At 61.8% G+C, this 15,063-nt stretch carries 13 protein-coding genes; 6 read left to right on the top strand and 7 right to left on the bottom strand.

Annotation, left to right across the window (positions count from 1 at the left end; translation table 11 throughout):
• Positions 1-159: 159 nt before the first annotated feature.
• Positions 160-759, top strand: a complete 600-nt coding sequence (locus RQ479_RS11895) for a hypothetical protein (protein WP_376705213.1) — start codon at positions 160-162, stop codon at positions 757-759.
• 358 nt (positions 760-1,117) lie between these two features.
• Here RQ479_RS11895 and RQ479_RS11890 read toward each other — a convergent pair whose 3' ends face one another.
• Positions 1,118-1,873: an SDR family NAD(P)-dependent oxidoreductase gene (locus RQ479_RS11890; RefSeq protein WP_376705212.1), complete on the bottom strand. Its 756-nt coding sequence runs from the start codon at positions 1,871-1,873 to the stop codon at positions 1,118-1,120.
• Positions 1,874-2,076: 203 nt separating this feature from the next.
• Here RQ479_RS11890 and RQ479_RS11885 point away from each other — a divergent pair, with 203 nt between their 5' ends.
• Entirely contained in the window at positions 2,077-2,958 is an 882-nt protein-coding gene (locus tag RQ479_RS11885; RefSeq protein ID WP_376705211.1) for an AraC family transcriptional regulator N-terminal domain-containing protein, read from the top strand.
• A 486-nt stretch (positions 2,959-3,444) separates the two neighbouring features.
• On the opposite strand, the gene RQ479_RS11880 is transcribed toward RQ479_RS11885, so the two are convergent.
• From RQ479_RS11880 to RQ479_RS11855, 6 genes are all read right to left on the bottom strand, one after another.
• On the bottom strand, positions 3,445-4,638 hold the full coding sequence (locus tag RQ479_RS11880) for an IS91 family transposase (protein WP_376705210.1): 1,194 nt from the start codon (positions 4,636-4,638) through the stop codon (positions 3,445-3,447).
• Positions 4,639-4,640: 2 nt separating this feature from the next.
• Positions 4,641-5,549 (bottom strand): tyrosine-type recombinase/integrase, encoded by a 909-nt coding sequence (locus tag RQ479_RS11875; protein ID WP_376705209.1) that lies wholly within the window; start codon positions 5,547-5,549, stop codon positions 4,641-4,643.
• Positions 5,550-5,755: 206 nt separating this feature from the next.
• Positions 5,756-6,955, bottom strand: coding sequence for a mandelate racemase/muconate lactonizing enzyme family protein (locus RQ479_RS11870; RefSeq protein ID WP_376705208.1), 1,200 nt, complete (start codon positions 6,953-6,955; stop codon positions 5,756-5,758).
• A 17-nt stretch (positions 6,956-6,972) separates the two neighbouring features.
• Positions 6,973-8,334: a mandelate racemase/muconate lactonizing enzyme family protein gene (locus tag RQ479_RS11865; protein WP_376705207.1), complete on the bottom strand. Its 1,362-nt coding sequence runs from the start codon at positions 8,332-8,334 to the stop codon at positions 6,973-6,975.
• A gap of 56 nt (positions 8,335-8,390) precedes the next feature.
• Positions 8,391-9,557, bottom strand: coding sequence for a mandelate racemase/muconate lactonizing enzyme family protein (locus RQ479_RS11860; protein WP_376705206.1), 1,167 nt, complete (start codon positions 9,555-9,557; stop codon positions 8,391-8,393).
• Positions 9,558-9,611: 54 nt separating this feature from the next.
• Positions 9,612-10,322: a GntR family transcriptional regulator gene (locus RQ479_RS11855; protein ID WP_023679253.1), complete on the bottom strand. Its 711-nt coding sequence runs from the start codon at positions 10,320-10,322 to the stop codon at positions 9,612-9,614.
• Between the two features lie 218 nt (positions 10,323-10,540).
• Here RQ479_RS11855 and RQ479_RS11850 point away from each other — a divergent pair, with 218 nt between their 5' ends.
• From RQ479_RS11850 to RQ479_RS11835, 4 genes are all read left to right on the top strand, one after another.
• Positions 10,541-12,019 carry an ABC transporter substrate-binding protein gene (locus tag RQ479_RS11850; protein WP_376705205.1) on the top strand — a complete coding sequence of 493 codons (1,479 nt, stop codon included), beginning with the start codon at positions 10,541-10,543 and terminating at the stop codon, positions 12,017-12,019.
• A 78-nt stretch (positions 12,020-12,097) separates the two neighbouring features.
• A complete protein-coding gene (locus RQ479_RS11845) occupies positions 12,098-13,057 on the top strand; it encodes a carbohydrate ABC transporter permease (RefSeq protein WP_292653721.1) in 960 nt (319 codons plus the stop codon).
• Positions 13,054-13,944: a carbohydrate ABC transporter permease gene (locus RQ479_RS11840; RefSeq protein WP_023679256.1), complete on the top strand. Its 891-nt coding sequence runs from the start codon at positions 13,054-13,056 to the stop codon at positions 13,942-13,944. The genes RQ479_RS11845 and RQ479_RS11840 overlap by 4 nt, the downstream gene beginning before the upstream one ends.
• A 10-nt stretch (positions 13,945-13,954) precedes the next feature.
• Positions 13,955-15,052, top strand: coding sequence for an ABC transporter ATP-binding protein (locus tag RQ479_RS11835; protein WP_376705204.1), 1,098 nt, complete (start codon positions 13,955-13,957; stop codon positions 15,050-15,052).
• Positions 15,053-15,063 lie beyond the last annotated feature (11 nt).

Here is a 15,063-nt window from a genome sequence, read left to right as displayed (position 1 = left end):
TGCGGCAAGTTTTGACCCGGCTAAGACGTTGCGTGTCTCTGCAAAGCATCGGCGTGCGCAGGCCTTGACACCGCTTTCTCAAGGACATGAGATCGTGTAGTCTTTGCAGCTCTGTTCTTGAAGCTCGAGGCCCCGAGAGGCCTTCGCGGGAGAGCGGCAGTGACATCTACATTCGACGCATCCAAACAACGCGCGTGGTACGCACGTCCTTGCGTGCTCTCGACATGTTCACCGAGCTTTCGAGACGAATCAAAGGAGAACACAATGAGGAGGTTTAGCACGATCACTGCGGTTGCGACGCCTTTGTTAATTATCGCGTCTCCCCTTCAGGCCGAGCCGGTGAAGTTTGAGGCGCTTGTCGCGCAGAAGGAAGCCATCCGGCTCGATTTCGCCGATGCGAGCAAGCACTTCTTCTTGCTGGTCCGACGGGAAGGCAAGTCCGAAGGTCAGGGTCCACTCGCCGGCGCGACCGTTCAGGAATATGGCGCTCACGACGTCGTGCCAGGCGTTGGCGGCGAACCGCGCGGCTATCTGGAATTCGCTACGACGGATGGCAACAAGGCCTACATAAAATGGGTCATCCAGGCGGTGTTCGTCCCCGGGCCTGATGGTAAGCCGAAGCTCCTGGACAATGGAGTGTGGCAGGTCGTTGGCGGCACCGGCAAGCTGGAGAAGCTCAAGGGCGCCGGAAGCTTTCGTTTGCTGCCAACCGGTCCCACCGAGCGCCGTTTCGTGATGGAAGGCGAACTCGTCCAGTAGGGATCGCCGTCGAAGACGAAACTACTCGCTGCTTGCTGATCGTCACAGCGCTCGGCTTAAGCTTGACTAAGCGGTTCGAGTCGACAGGGTCCATGGTGTCCACCACATCAGCGTGAGCTTGTCAGCTGATGGCACGACCAAGTCGTTCCGAAGCTCCGTTCGTTCGGCAAGTTTCCACCCCAGCCAGTCGTTCGGCGCTCATTTCGAGCGTTCTGCGGCTCAGGTGTTTGAACCGGCGGGACGCGGACATCCGGCCGTTCAGCTTCAGTCGACGGCCAAAGGAGGCTTTTCCCGACGGCGGAATGACAATGCGCGCGGCCATACGGCCGCGCGCTTCAGTTGTCGGGGGTCCGACTGATCAGATCGCCTGACCACCCGAAACCTCGATCCGCTGTGCCGTAACCCAACGGTTATCCTCGCCTAGAAGGCTTGCCACCATTGGCCCGATGTCGTCGGGCAGCCCTACGCGGCCAAGCGCGGTCATCCCTGCGAACTGTGCGTTGACTTCGGCATTGTCGCGCACCAGCCCGCCACCGAAATCAGTCTCGATCGCTCCGGGCGCGACCGTGTTCACTGTGATCCCGCGTGCACCCAACTCTTTCGCCATATAGACGGTCAAGATTTCGACCGCCCCCTTGGCGGCCGCATAGGCCGAGAAGCCCGGATAGGACACGCGGGTCAGGCCCGAAGAAAAGTTCACGGTCCGCCCGCCATCTGCGATGAGCGGCAGAAGCGCCTGCACGAGGAAGAAGACGCCCTTCACATGGACGTCGAACAGACCGTCGAACTGCGCCTCGGTCGTATCGCCGATCATGGCGAATTCGCCGTGGCCGGCATTGTTGATCAGGTAATCGAAGCTGTCGCGGCCCCAGGTCTCTTTCAGCGCCGCGCGCAGGGTCTCGGCAAAGGCCGCGAAGCTAGCGACCACGCCGAGATCGAGCTGCAGAGCAACCGCCTTACGGCCCAGGGCTTCGATCTCGGCCACAACCTCGCGGGCCTGAGATGCGTTGCCGCGATAGGTGACGATCACGTCGCGGCCATGCCGCGCGATGCTGACAGCGGTGTTGCGGCCGAGGCCGCGGTTGGCGCCGGTGACGAGTGCGATCTTGGTCATGCGGGAAGTCCTTTCATCCGAAGTGGTGGGGACAACATGCGGCAAGAGCGTCTCCAGTTGTTGCCGATTTCTCGCGTAGTCTTGCCTGTTCCTGCAAAATCTGGATCGGCCTTGCCACACAGGATTTGCCAGAATGTCCGGATTTCTTGCCTGATCCTTCTTCAGGTCTTGCCTGAAGCGCCACCACCCTTCATCTTGCTCAAATGAGCCGAACGCTTCTCGACCTTGTGCGCAGCTTTGCCGACACTCATGCCGACCGTTTCGGGGCGGCATCGACGCCTATTCCCGGTCTGACCGCGATCCGCGCCATGCAGCCCGGCGAATTGCAGGTGGCTGTCAATCGGCCGCTGGTGGCCATGCTGTTACAAGGTGCCAAGCGGGTCACGATAGGGGCCGAGACATTGGAATTCGGTCCGGGCGAGTCGCTGCTGATCTCGACCGATGTGCCCACGGTCAGCCAGATCACGCAGGCAACCCTCGGCGCGCCCTACTATTCGCTGGTGCTGGAACTCGACCCCGTCCTTATGCGGGAACTCGCGGTCGAGATAGCGGCGGTCCCGGGCGATCCGCGCAAGCCTGTCCGAGTGGAGCCGACCGACGCAGATGTCGCCGATGTGGCGCTGCGTCTGATGCGGCTTCTGGACCGTCCCTTTGCCCTCCCGGTCCTGCAAGGGCCGTTGCTGCGCGAGATTCATTTCTGGCTTCTGGCGGGACGGCACGGATCGGCCCTCCGCAGCCTCGGCGGGGCCGATGGCCATGCACAACGCATCGCCCGTGCGGTCGCCATGATCCGCGAAAGCTATGCACGGCCGATCCGCATCGAGGAACTGGCCGAGGCCGCGGGGATGAGCACCTCGTCCTTCCACCAGCATTTCCGCCAGACCACCACGCTGTCTCCCTTGCAATTCCAGAAGCAGTTGCGCCTGATCGAGGCTCGGCGCCAGATGCTGGCCGATGGCACGAGCGTGAGTTCGGCGGCATATGCGGTGGGCTATGAGAGCGTGCCTCAGTTCACCCGCGAATACGGCCGTCTGTTCGGCAAACCACCGGCCCGCGACATACGGCGGGCACAGATGGATGCGTAGTCTGATTCTGCTTCAGAAGAAGCGAGCGTCCGCTGTGGGTCATCAGTTCTGGTTGGGCCCAATGTCCGGTTTCTGGAAGGAAAATGGGTCCCTGAAGGTCAGGATTGGGTCAGGTCACGACAATGGTTGTGCGGAAATGAATGTCTGCTCTGCCAGATCGGGAAATCAGAACCCGCCAGTCCGCTTCCGTGATGAGTTTCGGGCGCCGGCAGGCGTACGAAAGTCCCCGAGGAAGGAACCCGCGGGCCACAGGCGATGGCTATGGGGATTTCGGATTTCGGCAGATGTCGGCGATGGCGCGACCGCCGTCGGGAAGCTCTGGGGTGAATGCGGACAGACCGCATCGTTGCGCGTCCGCGCGGTGTTGTCGGGACGATGGGCGGCTGGGCGCGGGTCTGTCGGAGTCGATAATCACCATAGACGTGCGTCGATCCGTTGCCGGAGGCTGAACGCCTGCAGCTGAAGGCTGAACCATTCCATGCCGGGTCATGGCGTGCTGCTCCCGGTCGACGGGGAACCGTGTGGCGGTCCGCGCGGCTGCCTCCATCGTTCGAACACCTCGATGACGATCATGCGGCCGCCACAGCAGGGGCATGGCGGGCGGAAGTTGTCCGGTTCGTCCGTGGTGTCATCGTCGGATGGTGCGGCGACGTTCAGGAGTTCACGAGCAAGCGCGAGGCTGGCCTTGCGAGCAGAGCCGGCAAGCAGGCCGCAATGCCGGATGCGGTGGAATCCCTTTGGCAACAGGTGGAGCAGGAAGCGGCGGATGAACTCGTCGGTCGCGAGCGTCATGACCTGCTGCCGGTCGGCGCCTTTGCGACGATGGTTCTTGTAGCGGAAGGTGACGCCGCTCTCGTCGAGGCGGATGAGGCGGCTGTTCGAGATGGCGACCCGGTGCGTGTAGCGCGACAGGTAGGCGAGCACCGCCTCCGGTCCGGCGAAGGGCGCCTTGGCGTAGACCACCCAGCGCTTCTTCCGGACCGGCGACAGGTGGCGCAGGAATGCCCGCCGTTCCGCGAGATGAGCAATTGCGCCGAAGAAGGCGAGCCGGCCGGCGTCGTGCAGCGCGACCAACCGGGAGAGGAACAGGCGGCGGAATAGCTTGCCGAGCACGCGCACCGGCAGCAGGAAGGGCGGACGCGACGATATCCACCGGCTGCTGTCCGGCGAGATGCCACCGCCCGGCACGATCATGTGCACGTGCGGATGGTGTGTCATCGCCGAGCCCCAGGTATGGAGCACGGCGGTGATGCCGATGCGCGCGCCGAGATGCTTCGGATCCGCCGCGATCGTCAGCATCGTCTCCGATGCCGCCTTGAACAGCAGGTCGTAGACCGCCGCCTTGTTGTGGAAGGCGATGTCGGCGACCTCGGCGGGGAGCGTGAATACGACGTGGAAGTAGCTGACCGGCAGCAGGTCGGCCTCGCGCTCGGCAAGCCATGTCCGCGCGGCCGCGCCCTGGCACTTGGGACAGTGCCGGTTGCGGCAGGAGTTGTAGGCGATGCGCCGTTGGCCGCAGTCCTCGCAGGCCTCCACGTGACCGCCGAGGGCCGCGGTGCGGCAGTGCTCGATCGCCGACATGACCTTGAGCTGCGCGAGGCTCAGCTGCCCGGTATGGGCGGCCCGGTAGGCGGGCCCGGCAGCACGGAAGATGTCGGCGACCTCGACCGAGGCGCGCACGCTCAGCCGTCGGGTGAGATCTCTTCCGACTTGAACAGGCCGAGCTTGTCGAGCGGGCTCGTCACCGTTCGCACCGTGCGGGTCGCGACCTTGGTGTAGAAGGCGGTGTTGTCCAGCTTGGCGTGCCCGAGCAGGACCTGGATGATCCGGATGTCGGTGCCGTCCTCCAGCAGGTGGGTGGCGAAGCTGTGACGCAGCGTGTGCGGCCCGACCCGCTTGGCGATGTCGGCGGCCTGGGCCGCCTCGACGACCACGCGATAGAGCTGCCGCGTGCTGATCGGCTTCATCGCATGCTGCCCTGGAAACAACCAGCCGTCGCGATGCATCACGCCCTGCTGCCGCCCGACCTTCCACCACTGGCGCAGCAACAAGAGCAGGTCTTGCGACAGCATGGCGTTCCGGTATCGCGCGCCCTTGCCGTGCTCGACACGCAGCAGCATGCGCTCGCTATCGACGTCGGCGACCTTCAGCGTCGACACCTCCGCCACGCGCAGGCCCGCGCCATAAGCGACCGACAGCGCGGCCTGGTGCTTGAGGCAGGTGGTGGCGTTGAGCAGCCGGGCGACCTCGTCGCGGCTCAACACCACCGGCAGCTTGCGCGGGTGCGCCAGACGAACGAGCTTGCGCGCCAGATCGGGACGATCGACCGTATGCGTGAAGAAGAAGCGCAGCGCCGACACGATGCTGTTCATCGTCGGCACGGGAACACCGTCATCCTGCTGCTCAATCTTGAACCGGCGCAGGTCGTCGGTGGTCGCTGTGTCTGGTGAGCGCCCGAGGAACGTCGCCAGGCGTCCGATGTCGCGGAGATAGTTGCGTTGCGTCTCCCGCGAGAAACGCCGCATGTTCATGTCGTCGATCAGCCGCTGACGAAGTGGACTGATAGGTGCATCGAGAACAGGATAGGGCATGGTCAGGCTCCTTGTTGAAGAAGCCCGTGATGCTCTGCCGCTGCCGAACCGCCCTCAATGCGAGCGCGACGTCCGGTTCGTGATCTCTACCTCACCCCGCGCGCCAATCCCGCGCAGCGGGTTCGTTCTCCGGCCCCGAAACGGTCATTCTCGATGGCAACTTGCGAGAATCAGTCCGCGGTGCGGGGTTGCCCAGGAAGCATGGTTCAGTTGAAAAAGCCTGCATCCTCTTCCCCAAGATACTTCCTGGCTGCTTCGGCGTCGATGTCGAGGCCCAGCCCCGGCGCTTCCAGCAAGTCCACCATGCTGTCCTTCACGATCTGCGACGGCAGGCCGATTACGAGATCCTCCCACCAGGGGTCGGAGGCGCTCGGGTATTCGAACGCGATGTAGTTGGCGGGCAGGGTGGCGCAGACATTGATCAGCGCGCCGAGGCCTAGAAGGCCGTTCGCGGTGCCGTGCGGTGCCATCAGGATCGAGTGCATATAGGCGTGCTCGGCGACCCATTTGAGCTCGGCAATGCCGCCAATATCGGCCGGATCGGGGCCGATGACGCGCACCGCCTGCGTTTCGATCAGCTCCTTGAAATTGTGCCGCAGGTAGATCTGCTCGCCGGTATGAATTGGCGTCAAGGTGGAGGTGGTCAGCTCCCGATAGGCCTGCGGATTGACCCACGGCACATAGTCGCCGGTCAGCATATCCTCGAGCCACATCAAATTGTACTTCTCGACCGCGCGAGCGAACTTGATCGCATCGGGCAGCATCCAGCCTGGGCCGCAGTCGAGCGCCAGGCTGACCTTGTCGCCCAGCACTTCCTTCATCGCGATCACGCAGTCGAGCATGTGGTTGAAACCGCGCTCGCTGATCACCCCCTGATCCATGGCACCGTGATAGCCAGCCTTTGTCTGCGTCACGCCGTAATGGAAGCCCTCGATGGTGTCCTTCATGTTGGAGTGGAACGAGATTCCTTGCTTGATCATGAAGAAGTTCTGCGGCTGCTCCATCATCCATCTCACGTCAGCGGCGTAGTCCTCCGGCCGGTCGCCCGTGCGCTTCTGGCGGATCGAACCGTTATAGACGCGCACCTTGTCGCGCACCTTGCCGCCGAGCAGCTTGTAGGCCGGCACGCCTGCAGCCTTGCCGGCTATGTCCCACAGCGCATGCTCGATAGCGCTTACCGCCGCGCCATAGGGCTTGAAAGAGCCGCGTTGGCGGATCTTCAGCATCACCCGCTCGACGTCGGTCGGGTCCTCGCCGATCAGCGCCTCGCGGAAATGCAGCACCCAAGGCTTGAGATAGGTCTTGGTGAACTCGACTTCGCCAAGGCCATAGAGGCCCTCGTCAGTAACGATGCGGACAATGGGATGTTTGCCGATAACAGCACAGCGGAGGTCGGTGATCTTCATCTTCGGTTCTTTTCGCCTCAGCTCCAGGTGCGGTCCCAGGAATACTCGTCGTCCCAGTGATCCGTGGGCTGCCAGATGCCGGTGACACCCGGCTGCAGATGCTGCGAGATCACCTCGTCGACGACGTCGTCGATCCCCAGGCCAGGTTTGTCCGGAACAGTGATAAAGCCGTCCTTCACGAGCGGCTTGGGAACGCCGGTGACGATATCGTCCCACCAGTCGACATCGGCAGAGTGGTATTCGAGTGCCATAAAGTTTTCGGTCGCGGTCGCGACATGTGCCGCGGCCATTGCAGCGATTGGACTTTCGGCCATATGGATGGCCATTGCGACGCCGTGGTCCTGGGCCATGTCGCCGATCTTCTTGGTCTCGAGGATGCCCCCGCTGGTGAGCAGGTCCGGGTGGATAATGGAGAGGCCGCCGCTCTTGAGCAGGGGCTCGAAGCCCTCCTTAAGGTAGATATCCTCGCCGCTGCAGATCGGCACCGTGGTAGCGGCCTGCAGTTGCCGGTACTGCTCGGTGTACTGCCATGGGATCACATCCTCGAGCCAGGCCGGCACGTATTTTTCAATCCGCCTGGCGAGCCGAATACCGTTCTGCAGCGAGATGTGGCCGACATGGTCAATGGCGAGCGGAATATCCATGCCGATAACATCGCGAACCTCGGCAATGTACTGTTCAAGCAGGTCGAGGCCCTTGTCGGAAAAGTGGAGGCCGGTAAACGGATGGGGGACGTTATGCAAATCGTAAGCGGCATTGCGGGCGCGTCGCTGCTCCATGGTCTTGACCGGGCCGCGGCCGGGATGGACGCGGTACCCTTCAAGTGAGCCGGCAGGAGACACGACCGCACCAGGGACATCCGCGATCTGCATCAGCCCCAGATCCATCTTGAGGAAGGTGAAGCCGAGCGCCATGCGCTGCTTGAGACGCTTGCCGGTCTCGGTGCCGCTCGGCACGGTCGCGTCGGTGTCGCAATAGACGCGCACCTTCTCCCGAAACCGGCCGCCGAGCATTTGGTAAACAGGGACCCCATAGGCCTTGCCGGCGAGATCCCACAACGCAATTTCGACCGCCGAGACGCCGCCGCCTTGCCGGCCGTGCCCACCAAACTGTTTGATCCGGCGAAACAGGCGGTCGATGTCGCAAGGGTTCTCGCCAAGCAGCCGGCTCTTCAGCATCAGCGCGTAGGTGGCACTGGCGCCGTCGCGCACCTCGCCAAGCCCGACGATGCCCTGGTTGGTGTAAATCTTGAGCAGGGTCGAGGTGAACGGCGCGCCGACGATTTCCGCTACCCGCATGTCGGTGATGCGAAGCTGGGATGGCTTGGAGTTCGCGTTCACCCGATTGAGCGCTTCGTCGGCGCCACCTGTCTTTGCCATGACCTATCCTCGTTTTCGGCTTGTCGTCCCGCACCCTGGGCCGGCATAGAGTGTTGCTAGCCCAGCTCAATCTCGTGGGCCTGCAGATAGTCGCGGTCCATCTCAATACCGAGACCAGGCTTCGACGTCAGCTTGAGGCTGCCGTTCGAAATGTCGAGTGGTCTGTCGATCAGGTGATCGTATTTGCCCAGGTTCCACTCCGATGTTTCGAGTTTGTAGAAGTTGGGAACGGTCATCATCACCTGCGCTCCCGCAACCACGTTGATCGGTCCCGCGGCGTCATGTGGCGAGACCGGGACGTAGTAGGCTTCGCACAGCGCAGAAATCTTCTTTAGTTCGGTAATGCCGCCGGTCCAGGTAACGTCGGGCATGATGTAGTCGGCGAGCCTGTTCTCGAGTACCGGCACGAAATCCCACTTCGTGTGGCCGCGCTCGCCCCACGAGATGGCGGTATTGACCTTCTCACGCACCTGCTTGAGGGCGTTAAGGCTCTCGGGCGGGCAGGGCTCCTCAAACCAGTCGATCTGGCCGGCGTCCTCGAGGCTCCGACAGAGGCGAATGGCGGTGGGGACGTCGAAGCGGCCATGCGCATCGATGAGAATGTCGACATCGGGTCCTGCCGTTTCGCGGATCAGAGCCGTGAGTTCGGCGGCTTCGCGCTCGTCCTTGCGGGTCATGCTGCCATCGAGGTAGCCGTCCCGCTGTTCGCGGGGCAGGCCATCGGCGCTGCGGCCCTGGTGGGGGTAAGGATCGAACTTGAGCGCAGTGTGTCCGGACTCGACAATGTCTAGAATTTCGCGGACCACAGCCTCTTTGCTGGTGAATTTGGCCTGGTTGGGATGGGTGTAGAGCGCGATTTCATCGCGTACCGGCCCGCCCAGCAGCTCGTAAATCGGCTTGCCGAGGACTTTGCCCCGGATGTCCCAGAGGGCAATATCGATGGCGCTCACGCATTCGACCGCCGCGCCGCGGCTTCCCATGTAGGTGAAGCTGCGAAAGATCTTGTGCCAGAGATGCTCGATGCGCGCCGGATCCTCACCTGTCAGGGCGACGCCGATCTGCCGCAGGATCGTGCAGAGAGCACGGTTGGCGAGCCTAGTCGTGGTGGTGATCTCTCCCCAGCCACTCACTCCCTCGTCGGTCGTCACTTCGACGAACAGGAACTCTCCCCAGTAAGAAGCATCGGACTTGATCAGCCACGGCCGAATGCTCGTGATTTTCATCTCAACTACCTTTGCCTGAAAATGGTCAGCTAACGATGTTCTGGACTGGATATTCTATCCGGCCCGAGCGGCGTTGCGCGCTCGCATCTGTTCGAGAATATGCCTGCCCGAACCCTCGACATGGCGGGAAACGAGTTCGGCCGCCTTGTCGGCCTCTCCCGCCTTCACAAGCGCGATGAGTTCGCGGTGCTCGCGCATGATCGCGGCACGTCGCGCCAGCGTGAAATTGAAACGACGGCTCACGGCTCGCAGCACTTCGCGATGCTTCCACCAAAGCTCGGCGGCGTGGCGGTTGTAGTGGCGCTGGTACATCACGGTGTGGAAAGCGGTATCCAGCTCACTGTGCCTGAATGTGTCGGCGAAGTTGTTCTCTTCGATCAGGCCCTGGAGACGTTCGAGTTCGGCGATGTCCTCGCCGGTAGCCATATTCACAAACCATCGTGTCAGGGCTGGCTCGATCAGAACACCGATCTCGTAGATATCCCGGACAAAATCCTGATCAATGGGTCGGACGCGCGCACCGCGATTGGCGACAAAGGTGACAAAGCCTTCGCCGCGCAACAGCTGCAGGGCCTCGCGCACAGGATTGGTCGAAGTGCCGTGACGCCGGGCGAGATCGGTGACCACAAGCCGTTCGTTGGCGGCGAGCCGTCCCTCGATGATGTCTTCCCTGATCAATTCATAAAGCGAGGCGCCCTCGCTGGAGGCCCCGATGGGATCGGTCCCCACTGGTGGCATCGCTTTGAAATCGCTTATTTCGGCCAAGGCCGGCTCCCCAATTTAATACATACCTTGCCCGATATCACACACGGCTTTCGCAAACAATGTACGATCTGGCGCGTTGACAGGCAATCCATGATCTGAAAACGTACCAAGCGATCGAGAGGATACACTGAGCTGAAAGAAGCATCCTCGCGATCGAAACGAGCAAGGACCGCTTTGCTTTGGCGCAGGGCGGCATGGGAGAACCAGGGAGGATACCTATGACGAGAATTGCGCTCGGCAGTGCCGTCCTGCGCGGCACTGTCGCCACTGCTTTGATGGCATCCCTGACGTCTACATCGGCGCTGGGTGCACCGCCGGTTGATCTGAGCAAGTGGTCGCCGGAATATGTGCGCTCGATTGCGGGCACACAGGATTTTAACACGGCGGCCGATTGCGCCAAGGTCACCCCGCTCGACTACAAGGGGCGACTGACTTTCTGGTATCAGGGCGTGTTCGAGGGCGACCCGGACCTCCTGCGCCAGTACTACAAGGAATTCTTCGAGACCTTCCGCAAGACATATCCGAACATCCAGCTCGAGGAACAAGCCCTCACCTATAACGACCTTCTCGACAAGTTCCGCACCGCGCTCCTAGGCAACGCCGCGCCGATGGCGGTCCGCCTGCAAATCCTGGGTGGTACCGAGTTCGCCTCAAAGGGCTATCTACAGCCGCTCAAGCCAGAGGATGTGGGGTATTCGACCGAGGATTTCTGGCCCGGCGCCATGAAGGCCGTGACCTGGGAGGGCGTGACCTACGGCATTCCGACCAACAACGAGACGATGGCGTTCATCTGGAACGCCGACATCTTCAAGCGTGCGGGCCTCGATCCGGACAAGGCTCCGGCAACCTGGGAAGACGTCGTCAAATATTCCAAGCAGATCCACGACAAGCTCGGCATTGCCGGCTACGGCCTCGTGGCTCGCAAGAATGCCGGCAACACGCCGTACCGCTTCATGCCACAGCTATGGGCCTATGGCGGCGGCGTCTTCGACGAAGCCACGGCAAACCCGACCTACGAGCAGGTCCAGCTCGATAGTCCGCAGAGCAAGGCGGCGCTGCAAGCCTCCTACGACATGTATGTTCGCGACAAGTCGGTCCCGGTTTCGGCACTCACCAACCAGCAGGCCGATAACCAGCCCCTGTTCGTCGCCGGCCAACTCGGCATGATGATCTCGCACCCGTCCGATTACAACGTGATGCTCGACCTGCAGAAAAAGGCGACGGGCACCGACAAGGACAAGGCGCAGACGGTCATCGACAACATGCGCTACGGCCTGATCCCGACTGGTCCCGACGGCAAGCGCGCCGTCGTGTTCGGCGGCTCGAACATTCACATCCTGAAGCCCGAATATGTCGAGGGCGGCAAGGTAGACGAGCCGGCTGCGAAAGCTATCATCTGCATGTGGACGAGCCCTGAATGGTCGCTGAAGATGGCCTACGCCGGATCAAACCCGGGCAACCTCAACGGCTTCAAGACCAAGTGGATGAAGGAACGTCTGGACAACATCAAGTTCCTCGACGTCACCACCTCGATGCTGCCATACGGCATCCCGTTCCCAGCGCTGCCGCAGGCCCCCGAGATCATGAACATCATCATCCCGGACATGCTACAGAATGCCCTGACTGGAGCGATGACCGTCGACGAGGCAGCGGACGACGCGGCCAAGAAGGTAAAAGACCTGATGGGCGGACTCTAGTCCAGGCCTGACCTACGACCTGACCGGCTGCGCCGCTGGCGCAGCCGCCTCGTTCCGAAGAATAAGGGCACGCCACAAGTGACGATCGTGACCGGGAAGGCCGAGGCTCGCCGAAAATTGCAACCTGGCAGGTCCGGCGCGCTGCGGAAGATCTGGGCGCATCGCGCGGACTACGCGTACGTGCTCCCAGCGATCGCCGTGATGCTCATCGTCATCGCCTATCCGATCTACTACACGGTCGAGCTGTCGTTCTTTAAGACACCGCCAGGTCTGCAGCTTCGTGACAAGACGTTCATTGGCTTCGACAATTACACGACCATCCTTACCAGTCAGGTGTTCTGGAAAGTCACCTGGAACACACTGATCTGGACACTGGGGTCAACTTTCATCTCCTTTGTCCTGGGGTTTGCCACGGCGCTGGCGCTCCACCGCGACTTCATCGGCCGTGGTGTCTTGCGCGCTATCCTTATCATCCCTTGGGTCATCAGCGCCGTCGCCGCCTCCTATATCTGGAAGTGGATCTACCATTCGGACTTCGGGATCATCGGCGCGGTGCTGGTCGGCCTTGGATTGGCCGACCAGCCGCCGAATTTCATCGACAATGTCAGCACGGTGCTGCCCTCCCTGATCGTCGTCAATATCTGGCGCGAGTTTCCGTTTGCCATGATCATGATGATGGCCGGCCTGCAGACAGTCCCCGACCAATTGCTTCGCGCCGCAAAAGTCGACGGTGCCAATGCATGGCAGCGCTTCTGGCACGTCACCTTCCCGCACTTGCGCAACGTCTCGGTGGTGACGATGCTGCTGCTCGCGGTGGCCAACTTCAATTCCTTCATCATCCCCTGGATCATGACCGGCGGCGGGCCGTCGAATGCGTCGCATATCTGGATAACCCACATTTATGAGCTCGCCTTCGGACGGCAGCGCTGGGGCGTGGCATCGGCCTATTCGGTGCTCCTGTTCCTCACACTGATGACGCTGGGCTACTTCTACGTCCGTGCGTTAAGCGGCAACGAGCGGAAAGAGGGGAGCGCATGAGCACGATTGCCGAGACAGCCCCTCGAGCCCAGACTCGTCGCCGCATGCGCGTCGACGGATGGCGGTGGGCCGGGCGCATATTCCTCGTGTTCATGCTGCTTTATACTGCGTTGCCGATGATCTGGATGCTGATCACCTCGATCAAGTCCGGCTTCGCGGCGACGCAATTCCCGCCGCAATGGTGGCCGGACGAGCCTACCCTCGCCAGCTACCAAAAGCTGCTCGATCCGCAGAACAGCGTCGGCCAGGACTTCCTCCGCTTCTTCTGGAACAGCCTTTTCGTGTCGACCGTCACGACAATCCTTTCGGTGATCGTGGCTGTCCCTGCGGCCTACGCGTTTTCGCGCTTCAGTTTCCCCGGCCGGAATTTCCTGTTCTTTGCCGTGCTGCTGCGCAATATGTTCCCGGCGGTGATCTTTCTCGTGCCACTCTTCATCCTGATGCGCGCGATCGGTCTGATAAACACGCATGGCTCGCTGATCCTCACCTATCTCACCTTCGGCCTGCCGCTGGCGATCTGGCTGCTCAAAGGCTTTTACGACAACATCCCGGTGCAGCTTGAGCAGGCGGCGCGCATCGATGGCGCAACACGGTTCCAGGCCTTCATCATGATCGTGATGCCGCTCTCGACGCCGGGGATCATCGCCACCGCAATCTACTCCTTCATCGGCGCCTGGAACGAATACATCTACGCCTACACCTTCCTCTCCAAGAACGAGCAGTTGACCCTGCCGGTCGGCATCCAACGCTTCTTCTCGGAAAATACGACGGACTTTCCGGGCCTGATGGCGGCCAGCTTTATGATGAGCGTGCCCGTCGTGGTGCTGTTCCTGGTCCTGCAACGATACTTTGTACGCGCCCTTACAGAAGGCGCGGTCAAGCACTAGGGAGTTGCCGATGGCCCACGTGGTCCTCCAAGATCTCGTCAAGAGCTATGGCGGCTTCAAAGCTGTCAACCACGTCTCGCTGACGGTCAATGACGGCGAGTTCGTTGCGCTCGTCGGCCCTTCAGGCTGCGGCAAGACAACCACGCTCAATCTCGTCGCCGGGCTGACCCCGATCACATCGGGCGACATCATCATCGGGGAGCGGGTGGTCAACGACCTCGACCCCAAGGACCGGGACATCGCAATGGTGTTCCAGAACTACGCGCTCTACCCGCAGAAATCGGTCTACAAGAACCTCGCGTTCCCGCTTCAGATGCGCAAACTCCCCAAGGACGAGATCGACAAGAAGGTCAAGGAAGCGGCGCGGGTGCTCGATATGACGCATCTGCTCGAGCGCAAGCCGCGCGAACTTTCGGGCGGGCAGCAGCAGCGTGTGGCCCTTGGCCGTGCCCTCGTTCGCGACCCTGCGGTGTTCCTCATGGACGAGCCACTGTCTAACCTCGATGCCAAACTGCGCGTGCAGATGCGGTCGGAGATCAAGCGTTTCCACCAGGACCTCAAGGCGACGATCATCTATGTGACGCACGACCAGCTCGAAGCCGTGACCATGGCTGACAAGATGGCGGTGATGAATGGCGGCTACCTGCAGCAATACGATTCACCGGCGCAGGTCTTTGCCCATCCGGTGAACATGTTCGTCGCCAGCTTTATCGGCAGTCCGGCGATGAGTCTTATTCCGCTGCAGGCCTCGACCGCAAACGGCAACACGGTGTTGACCGGCGCCGAGGGCTGGCGCCTTGAGCTCTCGCCGCGCAATGCCCAGAAGGTGGCTAGTGCAACGACCAAGAAAGTCGTGCTCGGCGCACGTCACTCGACGATCAAGCTCCACAAGAATGCGCTGCCAGGCAGCGTCCCGGCCAAGGCCTACACGGTGGAGCCGACCGGAGACGTCACCTTCGTGCAGGCGTTCCTGTCCGGCGCCGTCGTCAACGTCAGCGTGCCGCCAAACATTGCCGTCGCGCCCGACGAGCAGATCTGGCTCGAGTTCGACCAGGAGCGGATGCATCTGTTCGACGGCGAAACTGAAATGGCCCTCAAGGCCAACTGAGATAGGGCGAA

Source organism: Mesorhizobium sp. ISC25, from assembly GCF_042295465.1.
Classification (GTDB): domain Bacteria; phylum Pseudomonadota; class Alphaproteobacteria; order Rhizobiales; family Rhizobiaceae; genus Mesorhizobium.
Note: the sequence above shows the minus strand (reverse complement) of the source record. Positions and strands in the feature narration are given on the sequence as shown.